Origin of the sequence: Streptomyces sp. 35G-GA-8, from assembly GCF_023534745.1 — a bacterium.
Lineage (GTDB): Bacteria > Actinomycetota > Actinomycetes > Streptomycetales > Streptomycetaceae > Streptomyces.
The window spans coordinates 64368-88828 of the sequence record NZ_JAMHJQ010000008.1 but is presented as its reverse complement, the minus strand read 5'-3'; the positions used below and the strand labels follow the sequence as shown (position 1 = coordinate 88828).

The following is a 24461-nucleotide window of genomic DNA, read 5'->3' as shown; positions in this document are numbered from 1 at the left end:
GGTCACCCTCGCCCTGGCGGACGGTCAGCCGCCCCTTGGGCCCGGGAAGACGTTCGGGCGGGGGTCCTCCCGTAGGGACTGGGTGCTCGCCGTCGGCTGTGGCGGCATCGAGCGGGCCGCGGGTACGACGGTCGGCACCGGGGGGCGCGGCGTTGCGGTGTCCTGGGGGCGGTCCGCCTCGGGTGCGCTCGCCTGCTGGGTCGCCCGGCGCGTGCCGTAACGGCGGTGCACCGCCTGCTTGGTGACGCCGAGCGCCGAACCCACCGCGTCCCAGGAGAAGCCCAGCGAGCGGTCGAAGTCCACCGCGGCGGTCACCAGGGTCTCTACGCTGTCCCTCAACTCCTGCGCGAGCCGTACGGTCGGCGCGGGTGCCCTGCCGTATACGACGAAGCCCGTGGAAGGACCCGATCGTCGCGGGCGGTAGACATTGCCCAACTGGGCGGTGAGGGTACGCAATGCGTCCACCTGCCGCCGGACCCGCTCGATGTCCCGCACCAACAGGTGCAGACTTGCCCGGGCTTGAGCGTCGTGGGTTGCGTGGTCGGCCATGAACAAGCCTCTCGAACCGGCGTTGAAAAGGATCCGGGCCGCACCGGTGCGGCCCGTGTGGTCAATCTCTCTTGACAACGCGCCACCTGGCGTTGTGGTCACGCTGCGGGGGCGTATGCGCATATGCGCGGGGCGCGTGGGCCGTCGTACGCCCCCTGATGTCCGGGCCCATAGACTGGTGCGTCGCTCGATCACCGCACTTTCAGTCCGAGAGGCAGTCAGCCACCGATGAAGCTCGTCTTCGCCGGCACCCCCGAGGTCGCCGTACCCGCCCTGGACGCACTCATCGCCTCCGAACGGCATGACGTCGTCGCCGTCGTCACCCGGCCCGACGCGCCGGCCGGGCGCGGTCGCAGGCTTGTCGCCAGTCCTGTCGCCCAGCGCGCCGAGGAGGCCGGCATCGAGGTGCTCAAGCCGGCGAGGCCGCGCGACGAGGACTTCCTGGCCCGGCTGCGCGAGATCGGGCCCGACTGCTGCCCGGTCGTCGCGTACGGCGCGCTGCTGCCGAAGCCCGCCCTCGATGTGCCGGTCCACGGGTGGGTGAATCTGCACTTCTCGCTGTTGCCCGCCTGGCGCGGTGCCGCGCCCGTGCAGCACGCCGTCATGGCGGGCGACGAGATGACCGGCGCGTCCACCTTCCAGATCGAGCGGGGGCTGGACTCCGGGCCGGTGTACGGCGTGATCACGGAGCATGTACGGCCCACCGACACCAGTGGTGATCTGCTGACCCGGCTGGCCTTCGCGGGCTCCGGGCTGCTCGTGGCGACCATGGACGGGATCGAGGACGGTTCGCTCAAGCCCGTACCTCAGCCCGCCGAGGGCATCACGCTCGCGCCCAAGATCACGGTCGAGGACGCGCGGGTGGAGTGGTCCGCGCCCGCGCTGCGGGTGGACCGGGTGGTCCGTGCCTGCACCCCGGCGCCCGGTGCGTGGACGGTCTTTCGCGGGGAACGGCTCAAGCTGGTCCACGTGGGGCTGCTGCCCGAGCGTACGGAGCTGGCCCCCGGGGCGATCGCCGTCGGCAAGAACAATGTGTACGTGGGCACCGGTTCGCACGAGGTCGAGCTGCTCTGGGTCCAGCCGCAGGGGAAGAAGCCCATGCGCGCCGCCGACTGGGCGCGCGGAGTGCGGATCGCACCGGGCGAGAGCCTCGGGTAGGCGGCTCGGGCGGCCGGCGGGAGCATTAGGCTGGAAGGGATCAATTCTTCTCACCGCGGAGCACCTTTGAACGAGCAGGCCCCTCGCCGCCCCTCCAAGCCGTACCGCCGTCCCAAGAAGGACCCCGTGCGGCTCCTCGCGTTCGAGGCGCTGAGGGCCGTCGACGAGCGGGCGGCGTACGCGAATCTCGTGCTGCCGCCGCTGCTCAAGAAGGCGCGCGAGAACAGCGGCTTCGAGGCGCGGGACGCGGCCCTGGCCACCGAGCTGGTGTACGGGACGCTCCGGCGCCAGGGCACGTACGACGCGATCATCTCGGCGTGCATCGACCGGCCGCTGCGCGAGGTCGATCCGCCCGTACTTGATGTGCTCGCCCTCGGGGCGCACCAGCTGCTCGGCACGCGGATCCCGACGCACGCCGCCGTCTCCGCGAGCGTGGAGCTGGCCCGCGTGGTGCTCGGCGACGGCCGTGCCAAGTTCGTCAATGCCGTGCTGCGCAAGATCTCGCGCGACGATCTGGACACCTGGCTGCAACGGGTCGCTCCGCCGTACGACGAGGACGCCGAGGACCATCTCGCCGTCGTCCACTCGCATCCCCGCTGGGTGGTCTCCGCGCTCTGGGACGCGCTGGGCGGTGGCCGCGCCGGTATTGAGGATCTTCTGGAGGCCGACAACGAACGGCCCGAGGTGACGCTGGTGGCCAGGCCGGGCCGCTCGACCACCGACGAGCTGCTCGATGTGCTCGGCGAGGACTCCGGGCTGCCCGGCCGCTGGTCGCCGTATGCCGTACGGCTCACCGAGGGCGGTGAGCCGGGCGCGCTCGACGCCGTACGGGAGGGGCGGGCCGGCGTCCAGGACGAGGGCAGCCAACTGGTCGCGATCGCCCTGGCCAACGCGCCGCTGGAGGGGACCGACGCACGCTGGCTCGACGGGTGTGCCGGGCCCGGCGGCAAGGCGGCGCTGCTGGCCGCGCTGGCCGCCGGGCGCGGCGCCTCTCTGCTGGCCGCCGAGAAGCAGCCGCACCGGGCCAGGCTGGTCGCCCGCGCGCTCGCCGGGAACCCCGGCCCGTATCAGGTGATCGCCGCCGACGGCACCCGGCCGCCCTGGGTCCCCGGTTCCTTCGACCGGGTCCTGGTCGATGTGCCGTGCACGGGCCTCGGCGCCCTGCGGCGCAGGCCGGAGGCGCGCTGGCGGCGCCGACCGGAGGATCTGGAGGGCTTCGCGCCGCTCCAGCGCGGGCTGCTGCGCGAGGCGTTCCAGGCCGTACGGGTCGGCGGCGTCGTCGGATACGCGACCTGCTCCCCGCACCCCGCCGAGACCAAGGCGGTCGTCGAGGACGTCCTGAGGGGGCGCGGCGGCGCGGCGGTCGAGGCCGAGTGGGTCGACGCCAGGCCGCTCATGCCGGACGTACCGGCGCTGGGGGACGGACCCGACGTCCAGCTGTGGCCGCATCTGCACGGGACGGACGCGATGTACCTGGCGCTGCTGCGGCGTACCGCCTGACGGTCATCGGTATCGTGGGGCGCTGCCCGTATCCGAGAATGTGATCGCCGTGCTGGAGCCGCCATGTCCCCGCAGATGAGACTGACGGCGATCACGCTCGACTGCCCCGACCCCCAGGCACTGGCCGCGTTCTACCAGCGGGCCACCGGGCTCGCGCTCGTCGAGGAATCGAATGCCGACTTCGCCGCGCTGACCTGCGGGGACGGGCTCTTCATCGGCTTCCAGCGGGTTGACGACCATCGGGCTCCGCGCTGGCCCGACCGGGCCGCGCCCCAACAGAGCCACCTCGACTTCGCGGTCGACGACCTCGACGAGGCCGAGGCTCTGCTCCTGGAACTGGGCGCGGCCAAGCCGCGATTCCAGCCGGGCGGCGACAGGTGGCGGGTTTTCATCGATCCGGCCGGTCATCCCTTCTGTCTGACGAGAACCGGCACTTCGGGGGCGAACGAACCGCGCGGGGTGCGGGGCAGCGCGCCGTAGATCTCCCGTACGGAGGGGAGTGCGGCCTCCAGGTCCCAGTTCGTGGCCGACGGGGCGAACGGGCGGGCGGGGCCGCCGTCGGCGGGGCAGGACGTACGGATTGCGCGGAGTGTGCGGTTCTCGCACCCCTTTGCGAGTCATTGGTCCGTACCGAGGTTCGCCGTGCGGTCCGGAAGTGGTCCGGAACATGGCAGGCTTGGCACATGGCCCAGATCAACCCCAGCATCCTGTCCGCCGACTTCTCCCGACTCGCCGAAGAGGCGAAGGCGGTTGACGGCGCCGACTGGCTTCATGTCGATGTCATGGACAACCACTTCGTGCCCAATCTGACCCTGGGCGTGCCGGTGGTCGAAGCGCTCGGACGGGCGACGGACATCCCGCTGGACTGCCATCTGATGATCGAGGAGCCCGATCGCTGGGCCCCGCAGTATGTCGAGGCCGGTGCCGGTTCGGTGACCTTCCATGTGGAGGCCGCCGCCGCCCCCGTACGGCTGGCGCGCGAGATCCGGGCCAAGGGCGCGAGGGCGTCCATGGCGCTCAAGCCCGCGACGGCCATCGAGCCGTACGAGGACCTGCTCCCCGAGCTCGACATGCTGCTGATCATGACGGTGGAGCCGGGCTTCGGTGGCCAGGCGTTCCTGGACATCATGCTGCCCAAGATCCGCCGTACCCGGGAGCTGATCTCCAAGCACGGTCTTGAACTGTGGCTCCAGGTGGACGGCGGCGTCTCGGCCACCACCATCGAACGCTGCGCCGAGGCGGGCGCCGATGTCTTCGTCGCGGGCTCCGCGGTGTACGGCACGGACGATCCGGCCGCGGCGGTACGGATGCTCCGCGACCAGGCGTCCGACGCCACCGCCGCGGCATCCTGGGCATGCGGCCACTGACCCGTGCGAGTGGACGGGACTCCGGTGGACCAGTGCGCCACGGGAACATGAACGGCGCCCTTCGGGGCTGATCAAGGATCGCTGGATCTGACAGGATGAACAGCGAGTCCAGAGTGTGAACAGCAGTGAGGAGATCGCGGTGTCTGGTATGTCGGCGGGTCGGCCAGCCCTGCGGATGGGACCCGCGGAACTGGTGCAGGCGGCGGCCATGGCCCGCCGCTTCTATCTGGAGGGCAAGTCCAAGATCCAGATCGCCGAGGAGTTCGGCGTCAGCCGCTTCAAGGTGGCCCGGGTCCTGGAGACCGCGCTGGAGCGCGACCTCGTGAGGATCGAGATCCGCGTCCCGTCGGAGCTGGACGCCGAGCGCTCCGACGCGCTGCGCGCCCGCTACGGACTGCGGCACGCGGTGGTGGTCGAGTCGCCCACGGAGGCCGAGGACGAGTCGCCCGACCCGGAGAACCTCGGCGAGGTCGCCGCCGATCTGCTCGGTGAGCTGGTCGTCGAGGGCGATGTGCTGGGGCTGGCCTGGGGCCGGTCCACCATCCACATGGCCGCCGCGCTCGACCGGCTGCCGCCCTGCACGGTGGTCCAGCTCACGGGTGTGTACGACGCCGGCACCGCCGAGCGCGGCTCGGTCGAGGCCGTACGGCGGGCCGCCCAGGTGTCCGGGGGAGAGGCGCACCCCATCTACGCGCCGATGCTGCTTCCCGATCCGGCGACCGCGGCCGCGCTGCGCAGTCAGACGGGGATCGCGCGCGCCTTCGAGTACTTCGACAAGGTGACCGTCGCCGCCGTCTCCATCGGCTCCTGGGAGCCGGGGATCTCGACGGTGCACGACATGATCACCGAGAAGGAACGCAACCACTACGCCTCGCTCGGCGTCGCCGCGGAGATGTCCGCGCATCTCTTCGACGCGGAGGGCCGACGGGTCGGCCGCGATCTGGGCGAGCGCTGCATCACGGTCGAGGCCGACCGGCTGCGCCGGATCCCGGAGGTCGTGGCGATCGCGGGCGGGCTGCGCAAGGCGGAGGCGATCGGTGCCGTACTCCGTTCCGGGCTGGTCACGAGCCTGGTCACCGACACCGCGGCGGCGGACTTCCTGCTGACCGAGTTCACCCCGGGGCCGCGGCCCGCGCTGGAGCGGGTCGACCCGGACGAGACCTGACCGGTCTACCGGTCCCCGGGGACGGCGAGGCCGCGGGCCGGGACGTCGCCCCGGGCCCGGGTGTTTGGATCATCGTATGAGGGCAGCCCTTCTGAGCTGGACGTTCCTCCCCGGCCGGGTATCCGGTCCGGCATGGGAGAATCAAGTACGTGCGATTTCCCCGGCTCCACCGACCGGGGGCCAACTCCGATCGACTGGGATGTTCTGCACGTGCGTTTCCTCAATGACCAGCAGCCGCCGTATGACCTGACATACGACGACGTGTTCATGGTGCCGAGCCGTTCGGCCGTGGGTTCCCGCCAGGCGGTGGATCTCTCCGCTCCCGACGGCACCGGCACCACCATCCCCCTCGTCGTGGCGAACATGACCGCGATCGCGGGCCGCCGGATGGCCGAGACCGTCGCCCGGCGTGGCGGTCTCGTCGTCATCCCGCAGGACATCCCCATCGAGGTCGTCACCGATGTCATCTCATGGGTCAAGACGCGCCATCTCGTACTCGACACCGCGATCGTGCTCACCCCCCTCCAGACCGTGGGCGACGCCCTGTCCCTGCTGCCCAAGCGGGCGCACGGCGCGGGCGTCGTCGTCGACGGCGAGGGGCGGCCCGTCGGGATCGTCACCGAGCACGACCTGACCGGTGTCGACCGCTTTGCCCAACTGTCCGAGGTGATGTCGAAGGACCTGCTGCTGATCTCCGCGGACATGGACCCGCGCGAGGCGTTCAACACCCTCGACAACGCCAACCGCAAGATCGCCCCCGCCGTCGACGCCGACGGCAGGCTGGCCGGTGTCCTCACACGCAAGGGCGCCCTGCGCGCGACCCTCTACACGCCCGCGACGGACGCCCAGGGCAGGCTGCGGATCGCCGCCGCCGTCGGGGTCAACGGCGATGTCGCGGGCAAGGCCGCGCAGCTGCTCGACGCGGGCGTCGACACGCTCGTCGTCGATACGGCGCACGGCCACCAGGAGTCGATGCTCGCCGCGATCAGGGCCGTGCGCGCGCTCGACCCGAAGGTGCCGGTCGTCGCGGGCAATATCGTCGCCGCCGAGGGCGTACGGGATCTGATCGAGGCGGGCGCGGACATCATCAAGGTCGGAGTCGGGCCGGGCGCCATGTGCACCACCCGCATGATGACCGGGGTGGGCCGGCCTCAGTTCTCCGCCGTCATGGAGTGCGCGGCGGCGGCGAAGAAGTTCGGCAAGCACGTCTGGGCCGACGGCGGGGTCAGGCACCCGCGCGATGTCGCCATGGCGCTCGCCGCCGGCGCCTCGAACGTCATGATCGGGTCCTGGTTCGCCGGCACGTACGAGTCCCCGGGCGACCTTCAGCAGGCCGCCGACGGACGGCTCTACAAGGAGTCCTTCGGCATGGCCTCCGCCCGCGCCGTACGCAACCGTACGAGCGAGGAGTCGGCGTACGACCGGGCGCGCAAGGCGCTGTTCGAGGAGGGCATCTCCACCTCGCGGATGTTCCTCGACCCGTCCCGCCCCGGGGTGGAGGACCTGATCGACTCGATCATCGCGGGCGTGCGCTCCTCGTGCACCTACGCCGGCGCCGACTCGCTGGAGGAGTTCGCGCGCAAGGCGATCGTCGGCGTCCAGAGCGCCGCCGGATACGCCGAGGGCAAGCCCCTGCACGCCAGTTGGAGTTAGCTCCTGTCAGGCCGCGCTGTCAGGCCGGTCTTCGCGAATCAGGCCGGTTCCGTCCCCCGGTCGCCCGAAGCGGTCACAGTCGGGGCGACCGGGGCAGGCATGAGTGCGAGAAGAGCGGGTACACGCGCTGTGCACTGACCACGGAGCAGGGGAGGACAAAGTGTCCACGGCGAGCACGGTCCCGACCGAAAGCACGCAGTACGGATCCCAGCAGCGCGCGGAGGCGGCAGAGCTGGAACTTCCCTACGTGGAGTGCCCGTCGGAAGTGGCACCCAAGGACGCACGGGAAATCTCGAAACTCTTCTTCGCCCGTCTGGCGGAACTGGAAGAAGGCACCCACGAGTTCCAGTACGTACGCAACACCCTGATCGAGCTGAATCTGGCGCTGGTCCGCTACGCGGCCACTCGGTTCCGTAATCGCGCGGACCAGATGGAGGACATCGTCCAGGTCGGCACCATCGGCCTGATCAAGGCGATCGACCGCTTCGAGCTCAGCCGCGAGGTGGAGTTCGCGACCTTCGCCGTGCCCTACATCGTCGGCGAGATCAAGCGGTTCTTCCGGGACACCAGCTGGGCCGTACACGTGCCGCGCCGGCTCCAGGAGCTGCGGATCGATCTGGCCAAGGCGACCGACGAGCTCTCCCAGCGGCTCGACCGCGCGCCCACCACGCCCGAACTGGCCGAGCATCTGGGGCTGGACGAGGACGAGGTCATCGAGGGCGTCGTCGCGAGCAATGGCTATACGGCCGGTTCGATCGACATGCCCACGGATGACGCGTCGGGCTCCCCGGGCCCGCTCTCGGACCGGATCGGCGCACCCGACGCGGGGATGGAGACGGCGGAGAACGTCCAGGCGCTCAAGCCGCTCATCGAGGACCTGGACGAGCGGGAGCGGCGCATCCTGCGCATGCGCTTCGGCGACGAGATGACCCAGTCGGAGATCGGCGCCGAACTGGGTGTCTCACAGATGCATGTGTCCCGGCTGCTGTCGCGGATCACCGGGCGGCTGCGGGCGGGTCTGCTGGCGGTGGAGTGAGCCGCGCGCGGGTGACATGGCGCGGGTGACATACGAGTGACACGCGCACGGGTGAGGGGGCGCTCCGCGACCGCGGAGCGCCCCCTCACCCGTGTCGTCGACCGGCTGCCGTGAGCGGGCCGCCGTCGCCCGTCGCCCGTCAGGCGGTCGTGCCCGTCAGGCGGGGGCGCTGACCGCCGGACGCCGCCAGACCGCCTGGACACGCTTGCCGTCCGGCAGCGGCCGGACCTCGACATGGCCCGCCAGTCTCAGCACCATGTGCCAGCCGAACCCGCCGCCCCCGGAGAAGTCGGGCGTGCGCGCGACCGGCGGCTCAGGGCTGGAGTCGTCCATCTCCACCGTCAACGTCTCGTCCTCCGCGGTGAGATGGAGCCGCCACCACCCCGGGGTGTGCCGGACGGCGTTCGAGACGAGCTCCGAGACGACCAGCAGCACCGCGTCCAGATCGGCCCACGGACAGTGCTGCTGAAGGAATTCGGCGGCGGCGCCGCGGGCCGCCGCGCTGTCCCGGTACGGCGAGTCCACGACCACCACATGCGGCTCGTTGCTCATCACAGGCCTCATCTACCCCGTTGTCGGTCTTTCACCGGCATCGGCCTCATTGTGAGCCCGGCCCGACCGACACACGTCACCGGGTCCCGCGCCCCCGTGTTCTACTTCGGTGACGGGCCCGCCGCACTCCGGCCCCCGCCGCACCTCCGGCCACCGCAGAGAAGTGAACCACCAGCCGTGCGACTCAACGATCTCGACGAACGCATCGTCCACGCCCTCGCCGCGGACGCCCGCCGCTCCTACGCCGATATCGGCTCACTCGTCGGTCTGTCCGCGCCCGCGGTGAAGCGGCGCGTCGACCGGCTGCGCGCCGAGGGCGCGATCACCGGCTTCACCGTACGGGTCGACCCGGCGGCGCTCGGCTGGGAGACCGAGGGGTTCATCGAGATCTACTGCCGGCGCAAGACCTCGCCGGAAGCCATCCAGCGGGGCCTGGAACGGCTGCCCGAGGTGGTCTCCGCCTCCACCGTCACCGGCGAGGCGGACGCGATCGTCCAGGTCTTCGCCGCCGATATGCGCCACTTCGAGCAGGTACTCGAACGCATCGCGGGCGAGCCCTATGTGGAGCGTACGAAGTCCGTGCTCGTGCTGTCCCCGCTGCTGCGGCGCTACTCGGGGCTGGAGGGGACCGGCGACGGCGCCGCCCAGCGCGCGGCGATGCCGTCCACGAACAGCCCGACCGGCTCCGCGCCCCCCTTCTGACCAGCGAAGACGTCTCCACGCAACGAATCGCCGAGGGAGCCGCAGAGCACGCAATGGATCGGTGGTCGGCGCGCAACGGTCGCGTCTTGCCGGGCGCGGTGGCCGGACCGTAGCGTCGGTGCCGTCGCCCCCGCCCCCCTTCGCACCGCCCGAGGTCAGCCATGCCGCCGCTGCGTACCGCCCTGCTCCAGAGCTCCGGCCGACCCGGTTCGGTCGCCGGGAATCTCATGGCGCTCGACGAGGCCGCGGCCCGTGCCGCCGACGCGGGCGCCGGGCTGCTGGTCTGTCCCGAGATGTTCCTGACCGGCTACGCCATCGGCGACCGGGTGCCCCAACTGGCCGAGCCCGTGGACGGCCCGGGGGCCGCGGCGGTGGCGGAGATCGCCGTACGCCATGGACTCGCGGTGCTCTACGGCTACCCCGAGCGCGAGGGCGAGCGGATCTTCAACGCCGCGCAGCTGATCGGGCCCGACGGCACACGGCTCGCCAACTACCGCAAGACGCATCTCTTCGGCGGCTTCGAGCGTGAGTGGTTCACCCCGGGGGAGCTGCCCGTGGTCCAGGCCGAGCTGGCCGGGCTGCGGATCGGGATCATGATCTGTTACGACGTCGAGTTCCCCGAGAACGTGCGGTCGCACGCCCTGGCCGGTACCGATCTGCTGCTGGTGCCCACCGCCCAGATGCATCCGTTCCAGTTCGTCGCCGAGTCCGTCGTGCCGGTCCGGGCCTTCGAGAACCAGATGTATGTGGCGTATGTGAACAGGACGGGCCATGAGGGCGAGTTCGAGTTCGTCGGGCTGAGCTGTCTCGCGGGCCCCGACGGCGCTGCCAGGGCGCGCGCGGGGCGGAGCGAGGAGCTGGTGCTCGGAGAGGTCGACGGCGAGCTGCTGGGCGCCTCCCGCGCGGCCAATCCCTATCTGCGGGACCGCGCACCCGGGCTCTACACCTCACTCGTCCGAGCCGATCCGCACTGAGCCGGGCACGCCTGAGCCGGCCCGCGCCGAGCCGGTCGCGCCCGTCCCCGTTCTGCTGTCAGCGCCGTACCCGCCCTCCCCGCCGTACGCCGTACCCGCAAGGAGTCCGTACCCCATGACGTCCACGGTGCCCACCGCCGTCCAGCACGCCGACGCGCAGCCCGTCGGCGCCCAGCCGCCGATCACCATGTTCGGACCGGACTTCCCCTACGCGTACGACGACTATCTCGCGCACCCCGCCGGGCTCGGCCAGATACCCGCGACCGAGCACGGCGCCGAGGTCGCCGTCATCGGTGGCGGGCTCTCCGGCATCGTCGCCGCGTACGAGCTGATGAAGATGGGCCTGAAGCCCGTCGTGTACGAGGCCGACCGGATCGGCGGGCGGCTGCGTACGGTCGGCTTCGAGGGCTGTGAGCCGGAACTGACCGCCGAGATGGGCGCGATGCGCTTCCCGCCCTCCTCCACCGCGCTGCGGCACTACATCGATCTGGTGGGTCTGGAGACCCGGGCGTTCCCCAACCCGCTGGCCCCCGGCACCCCGTCGACCGTCGTCGATCTCAAGGGCGAGTCCCACTACGCGAAGACCGTGGACGATCTGCCGCCGGTCTACCGCGAGGTGATGGACGCCTGGACCACCTGTCTGGAGGAGGGCGCCGACTTCTCCGACATGAACCGGGCCCTGCGCGAGCGCGATGTGCCGCGGATCCGGGAGATCTGGGCGCGGCTGGTCGAGAAGCTCGACAACCAGACCTTCTACGGGTTCCTCTGCGACTCCCCGGCCTTCAAGTCCTTCCGCCACCGGGAGATCTTCGGCCAGGTCGGCTTCGGCACCGGCGGCTGGGACACCGACTTCCCCAACTCCATCCTGGAGATCCTGCGGGTCGTCTACACCGAGGCCGACGACCACCACCGCTCCATTGTCGGCGGCAGCCAGCAGCTCCCGCTGCGGCTGTGGGAGGACGAGCCACGGAAGATCACACACTGGCCGGCCGGTACCTCGCTGTCGTCCCTGCACGGGGGGACGCCCCTGCCGGCCGTGACCCGGCTGCACCGCACCTCGGGCAACCGGATCACCGTCACGGACGCCTCCGGCCGGATCCGTACCTACCGTGCCGCGATCTTCACCGCGCAGTCGTGGCTGCTGCTCTCCAAGATCGCCTGCGACGACTCGCTCTTCCCGATCGACCACTGGACGGCGATGGAGCGCACCCACTACATGGAGTCGTCCAAGCTGTTCGTGCCGGTCGACCGGCCGTTCTGGCTGGATCCGGCCGTGGACGACCGGGGCGTGCCGACCGGGCGCGACACGATGTCGATGACGCTCACCGACCGGATGACCCGGGGCACGTATCTGCTGGACAACGGCCCCGACCGGCCCGCCGTCATCTGTCTCTCGTACACGTGGTGCGACGACAGTCTCAAGTGGCTGCCGCTCTCCGCCGAGGAGCGGATGGAGGTCATGCTGAACTCGCTGCGCGAGATCTATCCCAAGGTGGACATCCGCAAGCATCTGATCGGCAGCCCCGTGACCGTCTCCTGGGAGAACGAGCCGTACTTCATGGGCGCGTTCAAGGCGAATCTGCCGGGGCACTACCGCTATCAGCGCCGGCTGTTCACCCACTTCATGCAGGACCGGCTGCCCGCCGACAAGCGGGGGATCTTCCTGGCGGGCGACGACATCTCGTGGACCGCGGGGTGGGCGGAGGGTGCTGTACAGACCGCGCTCAACGCGGTGTGGGGGGTGATGACCCACTTCGGGGGTACCACGGACGCGACGAACCCGGGGCCCGGAGATCTGTACGACGAGCTGGCGCCGGTCGAACTGCCCGAGGACTGACGGCGACGGGGCGACCGGACCCGTTCCGGGAGGGACACGGCCCGCTCCGGAGAGAGACGGGACCCGCTCCCGGCGGGGGAACGGGCCCCGTCGCGGTCTGAGTCAGATGCCCGCCGCGCGTGCCTCCGCGTACACCTCGGCCGCCACGTCGGCCAGCTCCGTCGCGTCACGCGTCGTGGTCTGGAGGTCCAGCATGATCGCCGGTACCCCCGACTCGGCGTGCGCCGCCAGGTCCTCGACGATCTGCGCCACACTGCCCTGGAAGGGCCGCCGGCCCTCGCCCTCGAACGGCTTGGCGCTGTAGGTCGCGTTGGCGCGGGCCCACGCGTCGAGGGGACGCTCACGGCCGCGCTCGTCGGCCAGCTCCCGCACCTGCCGCCACTGCTCGGTCAGCTGCGCCGCGCCCATGGCCACGGGCACCCAGCCGTCCGCGCGGTCCACCAGGCGCCGGGTGGCGCGCGGGCTGCTCGCGGGCAGATAGACCGGGATGGAGCGGACCGGCTTGGGGCCGACCGCGGACGGTGCGATGGTGGTCAGCTCGCCCTCGTACGCGACCGGGTCCGGACCCCAGACGGCCGCGCAGACGTCGAGGACCTCGTCCAGGACCGCGCCGCGCTTCTCGAAGGGGGCGACGGAGGCGGCGGCGTACTCGTCGAGCGACCAGCCCGTGCCGAGGCCGGCGATCACCCGCCCGCCGCTCGCGACATCGAGCGAGGCGAGCGAACGGGCCAGCTGGAACGGTACGTGCAGGGGCGCGACCAGGACGCTCGTGCCGAGCTGGGCCCGCTCGGTGGCGGCGGCGGCCAGCGCGAGGGTGATCAGCGGGTCGGCGACGCCCCGATAGGAGTCGGGCCAGGGCAGCCCCGGCACGCCGTAGAGCCCTTGGGTGGCGGGCTCGGGGAAGAGCACGCGTTCGAAGACCCAGAGACTCTCGTATCCGGCCTCCTCCGCGGCCCGCGCCACGGTGGCCACATCGCGGCCGATGTCGTACTGCTTCATCTGCGGAAGACCGAGACCCAGGGCGACCGGCATATGCGCACTCCTTCGTACGGACGATGGGAGAACCACCGTAGGCACGCTCTTGTCGAGCGCTCAGCCTTTTGGAGTTCCGTACGGTACGGATCCGGCCGTCATGGAGTCGACGTGCGACGCGCCGCGCAGCGCGGGGCAACTGGTGGTTTCTTGGTGGCCGTTGTTCTCATTCATGAATTGTGCGCACACCATTGTCAGCGATACCGGCCGCCTCTACGCTCGCACGGCCTCGTTCATGAATAACGTTCATGTACATGATAGGAGCGCCCAGTGAGCGGAACCACCCGATGGCGTCCGGCCGTTCTGATCGCCGTCATGGCCACCGTCGCCGCCGTACTCGTCCCGGCCGCGTCCTCCGCCGCGTCCCCCGTCGCGTCCCCCGTCGCGGACCGGCCCTCCGGCCACCATCGCGCGGGTCCCCTGGCTCCGCGGACCGTGGTGATCGACGGCAACCGGATGCGCCAGGCCCGTATCGCCCTCGACCGCGGCGACCCCGCCCTCCGCGCGACGGTCAAGTCCCTTACCGCGCAAGCCGATTCCTGGCTCGACAAGGGGCCCTGGACCGTCACGGACAAGCCGAGGCCCGCCCCCAGCGGTGACCCGCACGACTACCTCAGCCAGGCCCCGTACTGGTGGCCGTCACAGCCGAAGACCGAGGCCAACCCCTGGGGCTGTCCGTACGTCCAGCGCGACGGCGAACGGAACCCCGAGGTCGACACGGGCACCGACCGCCCCGACATCGGCAAGGTCTTCAACTCCACCACCACGCTCAGCCTGGCCTGGTACTACACCGGCAAGAAGCAGTACGCGGAGCACGCGGCGCGGATTCTGCGCACCTGGTTCGTCGACCCCGCCACCCGGATGAACCCGAACCTCAACCACGGGCAGTTCATCCCCTGCAAGTACGACGGCCGCGCCATTGGCATCATCGACTTCTCACAGCAGTACACCAGCGTCCTCGACGCCCTCGCGATCCTCGACAGCGGGGCCCCGGGCTGGACCCGAGGCGACCGCGCGGGGATGCGCGCCTGGAACGACGAGTTCCTGGACTGGCTGGTCAACTCGCCCTTCGGCAAGGAGGAGTCGGCGGCCAAGAACAACCACGGCACGTTCATGGACATGCAGGTGGCCGGGCTCGCGCTCGCCACGGGCGACCGGAGCCTCGCGCGGAAGATCGTCCTCGACGCCCGTTCGAAGCGCATAGATCCCCAGATCGCGGCCGACGGCAGCCAGCCCCAGGAGCTGACGCGCACCCGCAGTTGGCACTACTCGACCTTCGACCTGGTCGCCTACACGCGCCTGGCCGCCATCGGTGAACAGGTCGGCGTGAACCTCTGGGCCTATGAGGGGCCCCAGGGGCAGAGCCTGTTCAAGGCCGTCGACTATCTGCTGCCGGCCGCGACCGGCGCGGCCCCCTGGCCGCATCCCGAGCTGGAGTTCAAGCGTTTCGCCGCCAGCGACATCGTCCACGCGGCGGCCGACGCGGGGGACCGCGCCGCCCGCGCCGCGCTCCCCAGCCTGGAGACGCCGCCGGGGGGTGACCTCTGGGCGCTGCGGCCCGCCGCGGAACAGCTGGACTCGATCGCGGGCTGAGCGGGGGCCCCGGACTCACGCCTCGGGTGTCGGGGCCGCCGCGGGTTTGGTGGTGGGGTCGGCGGCGGTCGCCACGGTGCGGCGGTCGCCCGTGCGGAGCACCCCCGCCCCCACCATCAGCCCGCAGGCGAGCAGCGTCACCAGCCCGAAGGAGACCACCAGCGAGGTCGCGTCCGCGACCGCGCCGATCGCCGAAGGGGCGATCAGCCCCGAGGTGTACGTGATGGTGGCGACACCCGCGATGGCCTGGCTCGGATTGGGCCCCGCGCGGCCCGCCGCCGCGAAGGCGAGCGGGACGACCACGGCCACGCCGAGCCCGAGGAACGCGAACCCGCCCATGGCGACCACCGGTTGCGGCGCGGTGACCACCAGGAAGCCGCCCACCACGGCCAGCGCGCCGCCCGTCCGTACGGTCCGTACCGCGCCGAACCGGTCGACCACCCGGTCGCCCGCGAGCCGCGCCACCGCCATGGTGAGCGCGAAGGCCGTGGTCGACGCCGCCGCGACACCCGGGGAGGTGTCCAGCACGTCCCGGAGGTAGACCGCCGACCAGTCGAGGCTCGCGCCCTCCGCGAAGACCGCGCAGAACCCGATCGCGCCGATCAGCAGCGCGGACTTCGGCGGCAGCGCGAACCGCGGCGGCGGGTCCTCCTCGGGTGCGCTGCGCAGATCGAGTACGCCCTGGCAGGCCACCAGGCCGAGCACCGTGAGCACGGTGGCGGCGAGCAGATGGTGCAGCCGGGCGTCACTGCCCAGATGGGCCGCGAGGGTGCCGGCGGCGGAGCCGATCAGCGCACCCGTGCTCCACATGCCGTGCAGACTCGACATGATCGACTTGTTGAGCCGGTTCTCGACCTCCACCCCGAGGGCGTTCATCACCACGTCGGAGAGGCCCGAGGCGGCGCCGTACGCGAACAGGGCCGCGCACAGGGTGGCGAGATTCGGGGCCAGCGACGGCAGGGTCAGCGCGAGTGTCCACAGGGCGAGCAGGACGCGCAGCGCGTTGCGTGACCCGAAGCGGTGGCTGATCCCGCTCGCCAGCGGCATGGCGACGGACGCGCCGATCGCGGGAAAGGCGAGCGCGAGCCCGAGCTGACCCGCGCTGATCCCGGCGTGATCCTGGATCCAGGGGATACGGGTGGCGAAGCTGCCGGTGACGGCTCCGTGTACGCAGAAGACAGCGGCGACGGCGAACCTGGCCCGCCGCAACCTCTGCCTGTCGTGGACCACTTCAGCCGGCATCAGCGTCCTGTTCCTCCCCTGAGAGGTGCCCGTACCCGACCACCCGGTGACGCACCTTCGTCGGTGCCGGAGTAAATTATCAGGAACCCTGCCTGATAAATAGGCCTTGATGAGCCGGGTGCGCATGGGCCGCCCCGGCGATCTGGAAGGATTCCGGCATGGCCGCGTCCCCGAGCACCGCCAGAGCGATCAACGACCGGCTCGCCCTGCGACTGCTTCAGCGGGAAGGCCCGTTGACGGCGGGACAGTTGAAGACGCTGACCGGGCTCTCCCGGCCCACCGTCGCCGATCTGGTCGAGCGGCTTCAGGACTCCGGGCTGGTCGAGGTGGTGGGCGAGACGGGCGACCGGCGTCGCGGCCCGAACGCGCGGCTGTACGGGATCGTCGCGGACCGCGCCCATCTCGCGGCCCTCGACGTACGGACCGACAGCGTCTCCGTGGTGGTCGCGGATCTGCTCGGCAAGACCCTCGCCGAGGCGGTCCTGCCCATCGGCAGCGACACCGCCACGGAAGCCGCCGTCGAACGGGCCGTGGTCCTGCTGGAGCGTACGGCGGGGAAGGCGGGCACCGTACCCCTGCACAGCGTGGGCATCGGCGCCCCGGGGCTGGTCGACCCGGTCACCGGCGAACTCCGCGACTCCAGCGGGCTGCCCGCCTGGCACCGCAGGCTCGTCGCCGTGCTCCAGGAACGGCTGCCCGCCAGGGTCCTGGTCGAGAACGAGACGAATCTCGCCGCGCTCGCGGAACAGCGCCTCGGCGCGGCCCGTGACCAGGACACCTTCGTCCTGCTCTGGCTCGGTCACGGCGTGGGCGCGGCCGTCGTGCTCGACGGCAAGCTCCGCAGGGGTGCCTCCGGGGGAGCGGGCGAGATCGGCTTCCTGCCCATGCCCGGTACGTCGCGACTTCCCTCGGCGGTCTCCTCCGACGGCGGTTTCCACACCCTGGCGGGGTCGGCGGGCGTCGTCGAACTCGCCGGGCGCTACGGCGTCTCGGCCGTCCCCGCGCCACAGGAACCGCCCTCCGCCGCGCTGGTGCGCGCCGCGGTGAGAGCCGTCGGGGGCGCCCCGGCGGCTGAGGCGGGAGCGGGCGAGGACGCCCCGGCGGACGAGGGCGGGTCCGCGGCGGCGTTTCTCGACGACCTCGCCGAGCGGCTCGCTCTCGGCGCCGCGGCGGTCAGCGCCGTACTCGACCCCGGCCGGATCGTGCTGGCCGGGGAGGCGGGCCACGCGGGCGGCGAGGTGCTTGCGGCCCGGGTCGAGGACCGGCTGGCCACGATGTCCCCGCTGCGTACGGAGGTCAGGGCCGGGGCGCTCGGCGGCGCGGCCGTCCTGCGCGGAGCCCTGCTGACGGCGCGGGAGGCGGCGCAGGACGAGCTGTTCGCCCCGCACGACGAGTCCCGGGCGCCGGTCCTGTGAGTCAGCCCACAACCCTCGCCCGGTTGCCCCACGAGCGGCCGTGGCACACTGGTCGGGTACCAGAAGCAGCGCACTCCGGGGTCGGTGTAATTCCGAACCGGCGGTTATAGTCCGCGACCCGTCCGCAGCCAGCGGCCGGTTGACCAGGTGAGATTCCTGGACCGACGGTGAAAGTCCGGATGGGAGGCAGTGCGCGGCGGGCCCTCACAGGTACGCCGCCGTCGGCGGTTCGTCCTCGGACGAGCCGGATCTTCGGCCTCGGCGTTCCCCTGTGCGTTCTCGCTTCACTGTCGTCATCGACAGGCCCCGGAGTCCGTGCCCGAAGAGGCAGGAGGACCCGGTGGCAACGGAATCCGACGTCATGGGCGACGCGGACGTCATGGGCGATGCCGACGTCATAGGCGTGACCGACGTCGTGGGCGACGCCGACGCCATGCGCCGCGCCATCGCGCTCGCCGCTCGTGGACTCGGTTCCACCAGCCCCAACCCGGTCGTCGGATGCGTGATCCTCGACGCGTCGGGACATCTCGTCGGCGAGGGCTTCCACCGGCGCGCGGGCGGCCCGCACGCCGAGATCCACGCGCTGCGCGCGGCCGGCGAACGGGCCCGCGGCGGCACCGCGTACGTCACTCTCGAACCCTGCGCCCACACCGGCCGTACCGGCCCCTGTGCCCAGGCGCTGATCGACGCCGGTGTCGCCCGGGTCAGTTACGCCGTCGCCGACCCGAACCCCCGGGCGGCGGGCGGCGCCGACACCCTGCGCGCGGCCGGACTCACCGTAAGCGGCGGGCTCCTCGGCGAGGAGGCCGAGGCGGGCAACGCCGCCTGGCTCACCGCCGTACGCCGTGGCCGCCCACACGTCGTATGGAAGTACGCGGCCACGCTCGACGGCCGGATCGCCGCCGCCGACTCCACCAGCCGCTGGATCACCTCCGCCGAGGCACGCGCCGATGTCCACCGGCTGCGCGCCGAGTCCGACGCGGTCGTGGTCGGCTCGGGCACCGCGCGCGCCGACGATCCGCATCTCGCCGTACGCGGCATCGACGGCGCCGTCCAGCCGCTGCGGGTCGTCGTCGACACCGAGGCCACCGCCGTGCAGCCGGGCGCCCGGGTGCTCGACGGCGCGGCTCCCACCCTGATCGCCATCGCCGAGGACGCCGACGCGGGGGAACTGCCCGAGGTCGTACGGCTGCCCCGGGCCGGCCGGGGTCTGGACATCCCCGCCCTGCTGGCCGCGTTGTACGAGCGTGGCGTCCGCTCCGTACTCCTCGAAGGCGGCCCGGCCCTGGCCGGTTCCTTCGTCGCCGCGGGCGCCGTCGACAAGGTCGTCGGCTATCTCGCCCCCGTCCTGCTCGGCGCCGGGCGCCCGGCTCTCGTCGACGCCGGAATCAGCACCATCGGCGAGGCGTTGCGACTGCGGATGACGGAGACCGTACGGATCGGCCCCGACCTGCGGATCACCGCGATCCCCGAGCCCGGACCGGCACCCGCGCCCGTACCCGCACCCGCGCCCGCCATGAACGTCCCCACGAATGTCCCCACCACGAAGGAGCGTTGAGTGTTCACCGGAATCGTCGAAGAACTGGGTGAGGTCACCGCCATCGAGAACCTCGGTGACTCCTCCCGCTTCCGCCTCCGCGGACCCGCCGTCACCGAGAACGCCAAGCACGGAGACTCGATCGCCGTCAACGGTGTCTGTCTCACGGTCGTGGACTTCGAGGACGGCGAGTTCACCGCCGATGTGATGGCCGAGACACTGAACCGCTCCAGCCTCGGCGCGCTGGCGACCGGCTCCCGGGTCAATCTGGAGCGGCCCGTGGCCGTCGGCGGCCGGCTCGGGGGACATATCGTCCAGGGCCATGTGGACGGCACCGGCACCGTTGTCGAACGCACCCCGTCCGAGCACTGGGAGCTGGTGAGGATCTCGCTCCCCGCGGCCCTGTCCCGCTATGTCGTCGAGAAGGGGTCGATCACCGTCGACGGTGTCAGCCTCACGGTCGTCGACGCGGGGCCCGACTACTTCACCATCAGCCTCATCCCCACCACCCTCGCCCTGACCACGCTCGGCATCAAGGGCCCCGGCGACCCGGTCAACCTCGAAGTCGACGTCCTCGCGAAATACGTCGAGCGGCTGCTCGGCGCCGGAGGCGGGACGACCGACAAGGCCCGGCCGGCCGAACGGACCGAGCCGACCCAGCAGACCGAGCAGCCCGAGGAGTTGGATCGGTGAACACCCTGTCCTGGCTGAACGGCGAGGCCTTCACGGCCTTCGATCAGCACATCCTGTGGTCCGACATGATCGGCAACACCATCGGTCTGGCCGCCCTCGCGCTCGGCTGGCGGCGCTCGATCTGGACCTGGCCCGCCCAGGTCCTGTCCGGCGTCATCCTCGTCGGCGCGTATGCCTCCGCCCACCTCAGCGGCGGTGTCGGCAAGCAACTGCTGGTCATCGGCGTGGCGTTGTGGGGCTGGCGCCAGTGGCAGCACGGCAGGCGGCAGGCGCAGGACGGCTCGATCGCCATCCGGTTCGCCACCTGGCGCGAGCGCTGGATGCTGCTCGGCGGTACGGCGCTTGGCACTCTGGCCGTCGGCGGTCTCTTCGTCGCCCTCCCCGACCTGTCCTGGAACCCCTGGCCCGACGCGTACATCTTCGTCGGCACGCTCGCCGCGATGGTCGCCCAGGCCCGTGGTCTGGTCGAGTTCTGGTTCGCCTGGCTGCTCGTGGACATCGTGGGCGTACCGCTCGCCTTCAGCAGCGGACTCGCCTTCTCCGGCCTCGTGTACGTCATCTACCTCGCCCTCGTCCTCTGGGGGATGCGCGACTGGTGGCTCCGGTCGCGCGCGAACACCCCGGCTCTGGAAGGAGCAACGGCATGACCACCCTGCCGGCCCAGCCCACCTGGTACTCCGCCGACAATGCCGAGGACCTCTCGCTCGACTCCGTGGAGCAGGCCGTACGCGATATCGCCGCCGGCCGCCCGGTCGTGGTGGTCGACGACGAGGACCGCGAGAACGAGGGCGATCTCGTCATCGCGGCCGAGAAGGCCACCCCCGAGATCGTCGCCTTCATGATGCGCGAGTGCCGCGGAATGATCTGCGCCCCCATGGAGGGCGCCGAGCTCGACCGGCTCGAAATCCCGCAGATGGTCGGCCACAACACCGAATCGATGCGTACGGCCTTCACCGTCACCGTCGACGCGTCGGCCGCCCACGGCGTCACCACGGGCATCTCCGCCGCCGACCGGGCCACCACCCTCACCCTGCTCGCCGGGGGTGACGCGGAGGCCGGCGACTTCGTCAGGCCGGGCCATGTCTTCCCGCTGCGCGCCAGGACCGGCGGTGTGCTCGTGCGCAACGGTCACACCGAGGCCGCCGTCGATCTGGCGCGCCTCGCCGGTCTGCGCCCGGCCGGCGCGATCGTGGAGATCGCGGGCGAGGACGGGGTGATGCTGCGGCTGCCCGAGCTGATCCCGTTCGCCCGCAAGCACGGCTTCTCGATCATCTCCATCGAGGATCTGATCGCCTACCGCCGCACCTCGGAGCCCACGGTCCGCCGCGAGGCGGAGGTGCGCCTCCCCACCGCCCACGGTGAGTTCACCGCGTACGGCTACCGCTCCACGGTCGACGGCGTCGAGCATGTCGCCCTCGTCCACGGGGACATCGGTGACGGCGAGGACGTGCTCGTCCGGGTCCACTCCGAATGCCTCACCGGCGACATCTTCGGCTCGCTGCGCTGCGACTGCGGCCCCCAGCTCCAGGCGTCCATGGAGCGGATCACCGAGGAGGGCCGGGGAGTCGTCGTCTATCTGCGCGGCCACGAGGGCCGGGGCATCGGGCTGCTGTCCAAGCTGCGCGCGTACGAGCTCCAGGAACGCGGCCACGACACGCTGGACGCCAATCTCGAACTCGGCCTGCCCGCCGACGCCCGCGACTACGCGGCCGGCGCGCGGATCCTCGACGACCTCGGGGTCCGGGGGCTGCGGCTGATGACCAACAACCCCGACAAGACGACGGCGCTCGTCCGGCACGGGCTGCGGGTCACCGGCCGTGAGCCGATGCCCGTCCAGGCGGGGGAGCACAACCTCCGCTATCTGCGGACCAAGCGCGACCGGATGGGGCACGACCTGCCCTGGCTGGACGCGGCCACCGCCGCGTCCGCATGCGACAACCAGTGACCACACCACCCCAGAAGATCAGCGACGAACAACTTCGAGGAGAGACGTGAGCGGCAAGGGCGCACCCGAACTGAGTGTGAAGAACTGCGGGGACCTCCGGGTCGCCGTGATCGCGGCGCAGTGGCACGAGCAGGTCATGGACGGCCTCGTGGACGGCGCCCTGAGGGCCCTGCGGGACCTCGGTATCGACGAGCCGACCCTGCTCCGGGTGCCGGGCAGCTTCGAGCTTCCGGTCGTCGCCAAGGTGCTGGCCGGCCGCGGCTATGACGCGGTCGTCGCCCTCGGCGTCGTCATCAGGGGCGGCACCCCGCACTTCGAGTATGTGTGCCAGGGCGTGACGCAGGGCCTCACCCAGGTCTCCGTCGACACGGGTGTCCCGATCGGCTTCGGCGTGCTCACCTGCGACACCGAGGAGCAGGCGCTCGACCGGGCCGGGCTTGAGGGCTCCCACGAGGACAAGGGGCACGAGGCGGTCACCGCCGCCGTCGCCACCGCGACCACCCTGCGCACGATCGCCGAACCCTGGCGCCAGGGGGTCACCTCCGGCCGCGTAAAGTGACCCTCACCATGTCCAAGAAGACGTTCGAGGAGCTTTTCACCGAGCTCCAGCAGAAGGCCGCCGAGGGCGACCCCGCCACGTCCCGCACCGCCGAGCTGGTGGGCAAGGGCGTCCATGCCATCGGCAAGAAGGTCGTCGAAGAGGCGGCCGAAGTATGGATGGCCGCCGAGTACGAGGGCAAGGAAGCCGCCGCCGAGGAGATCTCCCAGCTCCTCTACCACGTCCAGGTGATGATGGTCGCGCGCGGAATCTCCCTCGACGACGTGTACGCCCATCTCTGATACGCCCGCCGCTGAGCACAGGCGTCCCGTTTCGTCCTGTATCAGCCTGTTGCACCTTGTTCCATACAGCTTGTTCCGTACAGCCGCCCCTTCGCACAAAGGAATCCGACCTCATGCTGCGCATCGCCATTCCCAACAAGGGTTCACTCTCAGGACCTGCGTCGGCGATGCTCCATGAGGCCGGCTACCAGCAGCGCAAGGAGTCCAAGGAACTCGTCCTGGTCGACCCGGACAACGAGGTGGAGTTCTTCTATCTCCGTCCGCGCGACATCGCGATCTATGTGAGCTCCGGCCGGCTCGACATCGGCATCACGGGCCGTGATCTGCTGCTGGACTCCGGGGCCAACGCGGAAGAGATCCTTCCGCTCGGCTTCGCGCGCTCCACCTTCCGCTATGCCACCAAGCCCGGCACCGCGGCCGGCATCGCGGACTTCGGCGGGATGACCGTCGCCACCTCGTACGAGGGAATCGTCGCCAAACACCTCGCGGACAGCGGCGTCGACGCCTCCGTCGTCCACCTGGACGGCGCGGTCGAGACCGCCATCGAGCTGGGCGTCGCCCAGGTCGTCGCCGATGTGGTGGAGACCGGCACCTCGCTGCGCAACGCGGGCCTTGAGGTGGTCGGCGAGCCGATCATGATCTCGGAGGCGGTCGTCATCCGCCGAAGCGGCGCCGACAGCGAGGAGCCCAAGGTCCAGCAGTTCCTGCGCAGGCTCCAGGGCGTCCTCGTGGCCCGTACGTACGTGATGATGGACTACGACTGCCGCGCCGAACACCTGGAGCGCGCCGTCGCGCTCACCCCGGGGCTGGAGTCGCCGACCGTCTCCCCGCTGCACAACGAGGGCTGGGTCGCCGTCCGCGCGATGGTCCCGTCCCGGGAGGCGCAGCGGATCATGGACGATCTCTATGAGCTGGGCGCCCGCGCCATCCTCACCACGGCCATCCACGCCTGCCGCCTCTGATTCCACGCCGTCGTACGGCCCCCGCACCCACTCCCGGAAGTCCGAGAACGTATGTCCGCCCCCGCGCCCCAGCCCGGTCCGTCCGGCGAGTCCGGCCCGCCCGTCCTTCCGGTCACCTTCCGGCCGACCCGGACCAGGGCCGTCCTGCTGACCGTCGGCGTGGCCATGTTCGCCGTCATCACGGCCATCGGCCTGGCACTCGACCAGCTGAGCGCGGGGGAGCGGATGAGCTTCATCTTCACGGCCCTGCTGTTCCTCGGGGTGCTGGCGCTGCTCAGCCGCCCCAAGCTCGTGGCCGACGACACAGGAGTGACTGTCGTCAATATCACGCGCCGCCGCCGACTGGAGTGGGCCGAGATCCTGCGCGTCAATCTGCGGCCCGGCGACCCCTGGGTCTTCCTCGATCTCAGCGACGGCAGCAGCCTGCCAGTTCTGGCCATCCAGCCGGGAATCGCCAGGGCACACGCCATCCGTGACGCCCGCGCCCTGCGCGCGCTCGCCGACTCCCGCTCCACCGCGGCGGGCCGGGACTGACCGTACGGCGCTCCATCCATGGGCGTACGGCACTGCCCTCCCGGCCGCTGTCTTGATTACTCTGGTGCCGGAGGCGCCGAGTGCGCCCCGCTCCGCATTCGACGGCCGTGTCCGGCCCGCGGGGCACCTGCGACCCGAGGAGTGACTCCCTCCAGCAATGGACGGATCGTCCGGT

24 protein-coding genes and 1 riboswitch are annotated in these 24461 nt (G+C 71.2%); of the genes, 20 read left to right on the top strand and 4 right to left on the bottom strand.

Features of this window, described 5'->3' with window-relative positions:
• Positions 1–24: 24 nt before the first annotated feature.
• Positions 25–549: a hypothetical protein gene (locus M1203_RS19340; RefSeq protein WP_249951007.1), complete on the bottom strand. Its 525-nt coding sequence runs from the start codon at positions 547–549 to the stop codon at positions 25–27.
• A 228-nt stretch (positions 550–777) separates the two neighbouring features.
• Between M1203_RS19340 and fmt the strand changes: the two genes are divergently transcribed.
• From fmt to M1203_RS19305, 7 genes are all read left to right on the top strand, one after another.
• Positions 778–1707, top strand: coding sequence for a methionyl-tRNA formyltransferase (gene fmt, locus M1203_RS19335; protein ID WP_249951006.1), 930 nt, complete (start codon positions 778–780; stop codon positions 1705–1707).
• 66 nt (positions 1708–1773) lie between these two features.
• Positions 1774–3207 (top strand): RsmB/NOP family class I SAM-dependent RNA methyltransferase, encoded by a 1434-nt coding sequence (locus M1203_RS19330; RefSeq protein WP_249951005.1) that lies wholly within the window; start codon positions 1774–1776, stop codon positions 3205–3207.
• A gap of 63 nt (positions 3208–3270) precedes the next feature.
• Positions 3271–3687, top strand: a complete 417-nt coding sequence (locus M1203_RS19325) for a VOC family protein (protein ID WP_249951004.1) — start codon at positions 3271–3273, stop codon at positions 3685–3687.
• Positions 3688–3890: 203 nt separating this feature from the next.
• Positions 3891–4574, top strand: coding sequence for a ribulose-phosphate 3-epimerase (rpe, locus tag M1203_RS19320; RefSeq protein ID WP_249951003.1), 684 nt, complete (start codon positions 3891–3893; stop codon positions 4572–4574).
• 115 nt (positions 4575–4689) lie between these two features.
• Positions 4690–5739, top strand: a complete 1050-nt coding sequence (locus tag M1203_RS19315) for a sugar-binding domain-containing protein (RefSeq protein WP_249951002.1) — start codon at positions 4690–4692, stop codon at positions 5737–5739.
• Positions 5740–5943: 204 nt separating this feature from the next.
• Positions 5944–7392, top strand: a complete 1449-nt coding sequence (locus tag M1203_RS19310; RefSeq protein WP_283958814.1) for a GuaB1 family IMP dehydrogenase-related protein — start codon at positions 5944–5946, stop codon at positions 7390–7392.
• 160 nt (positions 7393–7552) lie between these two features.
• A complete protein-coding gene (locus M1203_RS19305; protein WP_374403408.1) occupies positions 7553–8428 on the top strand; it encodes an RNA polymerase sigma factor SigF in 876 nt (291 codons plus the stop codon).
• 156 nt (positions 8429–8584) lie between these two features.
• Here M1203_RS19305 and M1203_RS19300 read toward each other — a convergent pair whose 3' ends face one another.
• A complete protein-coding gene (locus M1203_RS19300) occupies positions 8585–8980 on the bottom strand; it encodes an ATP-binding protein (RefSeq protein WP_249951001.1) in 396 nt (131 codons plus the stop codon).
• Between the two features lie 177 nt (positions 8981–9157).
• Here M1203_RS19300 and M1203_RS19295 point away from each other — a divergent pair, with 177 nt between their 5' ends.
• The 3 genes from M1203_RS19295 (at position 9158) to M1203_RS19285 (ending at position 12493) form a co-directional block, all read left to right on the top strand.
• On the top strand, positions 9158–9682 hold the full coding sequence (locus M1203_RS19295) for an Lrp/AsnC family transcriptional regulator (RefSeq protein ID WP_374403406.1): 525 nt from the start codon (positions 9158–9160) through the stop codon (positions 9680–9682).
• 161 nt (positions 9683–9843) lie between these two features.
• Positions 9844–10656 carry a carbon-nitrogen hydrolase family protein gene (locus M1203_RS19290; protein ID WP_249951000.1) on the top strand — a complete coding sequence of 271 codons (813 nt, stop codon included), beginning with the start codon at positions 9844–9846 and terminating at the stop codon, positions 10654–10656.
• A 115-nt stretch (positions 10657–10771) separates the two neighbouring features.
• Positions 10772–12493, top strand: a complete 1722-nt coding sequence (locus M1203_RS19285; protein WP_249950999.1) for an NAD(P)/FAD-dependent oxidoreductase — start codon at positions 10772–10774, stop codon at positions 12491–12493.
• Positions 12494–12595: 102 nt separating this feature from the next.
• Here the strand turns inward: M1203_RS19285 and M1203_RS19280 are convergent, their stop codons facing one another.
• Entirely contained in the window at positions 12596–13525 is a 930-nt protein-coding gene (locus M1203_RS19280; RefSeq protein ID WP_249950998.1) for a TIGR03619 family F420-dependent LLM class oxidoreductase, read from the bottom strand.
• A 270-nt stretch (positions 13526–13795) separates the two neighbouring features.
• On the opposite strand from M1203_RS19280, the gene M1203_RS19275 reads away from it, so the two are divergent.
• Positions 13796–15118, top strand: a complete 1323-nt coding sequence (locus M1203_RS19275; RefSeq protein ID WP_374403402.1) for an alginate lyase family protein — start codon at positions 13796–13798, stop codon at positions 15116–15118.
• 15 nt (positions 15119–15133) lie between these two features.
• Here M1203_RS19275 and M1203_RS19270 read toward each other — a convergent pair whose 3' ends face one another.
• Positions 15134–16360 carry an MFS transporter gene (locus tag M1203_RS19270; RefSeq protein WP_249950997.1) on the bottom strand — a complete coding sequence of 409 codons (1227 nt, stop codon included), beginning with the start codon at positions 16358–16360 and terminating at the stop codon, positions 15134–15136.
• 158 nt (positions 16361–16518) lie between these two features.
• Between M1203_RS19270 and M1203_RS19265 the strand changes: the two genes are divergently transcribed.
• The 9 genes from M1203_RS19265 to M1203_RS19225 all read left to right on the top strand — a co-directional run bounded on the left by M1203_RS19265 (position 16519) and on the right by M1203_RS19225 (position 24286).
• Positions 16519–17775 carry an ROK family transcriptional regulator gene (locus M1203_RS19265; protein ID WP_249950996.1) on the top strand — a complete coding sequence of 419 codons (1257 nt, stop codon included), beginning with the start codon at positions 16519–16521 and terminating at the stop codon, positions 17773–17775.
• A 66-nt stretch (positions 17776–17841) separates the two neighbouring features.
• Positions 17842–17972, top strand: a riboswitch (FMN riboswitch).
• Positions 17973–18154: 182 nt separating this feature from the next.
• Positions 18155–19333 (top strand): bifunctional diaminohydroxyphosphoribosylaminopyrimidine deaminase/5-amino-6-(5-phosphoribosylamino)uracil reductase RibD, encoded by a 1179-nt coding sequence (ribD, locus tag M1203_RS19260; protein ID WP_249951299.1) that lies wholly within the window; start codon positions 18155–18157, stop codon positions 19331–19333.
• Positions 19334–20005, top strand: a complete 672-nt coding sequence (locus M1203_RS19255; protein ID WP_249950995.1) for a riboflavin synthase — start codon at positions 19334–19336, stop codon at positions 20003–20005. It abuts the gene before it with no gap.
• A gap of 65 nt (positions 20006–20070) precedes the next feature.
• Positions 20071–20652 (top strand): nicotinamide mononucleotide transporter family protein, encoded by a 582-nt coding sequence (locus M1203_RS19250; RefSeq protein WP_283958813.1) that lies wholly within the window; start codon positions 20071–20073, stop codon positions 20650–20652.
• 5 nt (positions 20653–20657) lie between these two features.
• Positions 20658–21950 (top strand): bifunctional 3,4-dihydroxy-2-butanone-4-phosphate synthase/GTP cyclohydrolase II, encoded by a 1293-nt coding sequence (locus M1203_RS19245; protein ID WP_374403542.1) that lies wholly within the window; start codon positions 20658–20660, stop codon positions 21948–21950.
• Positions 21951–21996: 46 nt separating this feature from the next.
• Positions 21997–22509 (top strand): 6,7-dimethyl-8-ribityllumazine synthase, encoded by a 513-nt coding sequence (gene ribH / locus M1203_RS19240; protein WP_249950992.1) that lies wholly within the window; start codon positions 21997–21999, stop codon positions 22507–22509.
• An 8-nt stretch (positions 22510–22517) separates the two neighbouring features.
• Positions 22518–22790: a phosphoribosyl-ATP diphosphatase gene (locus tag M1203_RS19235; protein ID WP_030355539.1), complete on the top strand. Its 273-nt coding sequence runs from the start codon at positions 22518–22520 to the stop codon at positions 22788–22790.
• 113 nt (positions 22791–22903) lie between these two features.
• Positions 22904–23752: an ATP phosphoribosyltransferase gene (gene hisG, locus M1203_RS19230; protein ID WP_249950991.1), complete on the top strand. Its 849-nt coding sequence runs from the start codon at positions 22904–22906 to the stop codon at positions 23750–23752.
• A gap of 51 nt (positions 23753–23803) precedes the next feature.
• The gene (locus M1203_RS19225) at positions 23804–24286 is read left to right on the top strand and encodes a PH domain-containing protein (RefSeq protein ID WP_249950990.1); all 483 of its coding nucleotides are present in this window, start codon (positions 23804–23806) and stop codon (positions 24284–24286) included.
• Positions 24287–24461: the final 175 nt, after the last annotated feature.

Bases quoted from the DNA above. Each gene is read 5' to 3' on its own strand.
- M1203_RS19340 (WP_249951007.1), bottom strand. From the start codon at position 549: ATGGCCGACCACGCAACCCACGACGCTCAAGCCCGGGCAAGTCTGCAC.
- fmt (WP_249951006.1), top strand. From the start codon at position 778: ATGAAGCTCGTCTTCGCCGGCACCCCCGAGGTCGCCGTACCCGCCCTG.
- M1203_RS19325 (WP_249951004.1), top strand. From the start codon at position 3,271: ATGTCCCCGCAGATGAGACTGACGGCGATCACGCTCGACTGCCCCGAC.
- rpe (WP_249951003.1), top strand. From the start codon at position 3,891: ATGGCCCAGATCAACCCCAGCATCCTGTCCGCCGACTTCTCCCGACTC.
- M1203_RS19300 (WP_249951001.1), bottom strand. From the start codon at position 8,980: ATGAGCAACGAGCCGCATGTGGTGGTCGTGGACTCGCCGTACCGGGAC.
- M1203_RS19290 (WP_249951000.1), top strand. From the start codon at position 9,844: ATGCCGCCGCTGCGTACCGCCCTGCTCCAGAGCTCCGGCCGACCCGGT.
- M1203_RS19285 (WP_249950999.1), top strand. From the start codon at position 10,772: ATGACGTCCACGGTGCCCACCGCCGTCCAGCACGCCGACGCGCAGCCC.
- M1203_RS19280 (WP_249950998.1), bottom strand. From the start codon at position 13,525: ATGCCGGTCGCCCTGGGTCTCGGTCTTCCGCAGATGAAGCAGTACGAC.
- M1203_RS19270 (WP_249950997.1), bottom strand. From the start codon at position 16,360: ATGCCGGCTGAAGTGGTCCACGACAGGCAGAGGTTGCGGCGGGCCAGG.
- M1203_RS19265 (WP_249950996.1), top strand. From the start codon at position 16,519: ATGGCCGCGTCCCCGAGCACCGCCAGAGCGATCAACGACCGGCTCGCC.
- ribD (WP_249951299.1), top strand. From the start codon at position 18,155: ATGGGCGATGCCGACGTCATAGGCGTGACCGACGTCGTGGGCGACGCC.
- M1203_RS19250 (WP_283958813.1), top strand. From the start codon at position 20,071: ATGATCGGCAACACCATCGGTCTGGCCGCCCTCGCGCTCGGCTGGCGG.
- M1203_RS19235 (WP_030355539.1), top strand. From the start codon at position 22,518: ATGTCCAAGAAGACGTTCGAGGAGCTTTTCACCGAGCTCCAGCAGAAG.
- hisG (WP_249950991.1), top strand. From the start codon at position 22,904: ATGCTGCGCATCGCCATTCCCAACAAGGGTTCACTCTCAGGACCTGCG.
- M1203_RS19225 (WP_249950990.1), top strand. From the start codon at position 23,804: ATGTCCGCCCCCGCGCCCCAGCCCGGTCCGTCCGGCGAGTCCGGCCCG.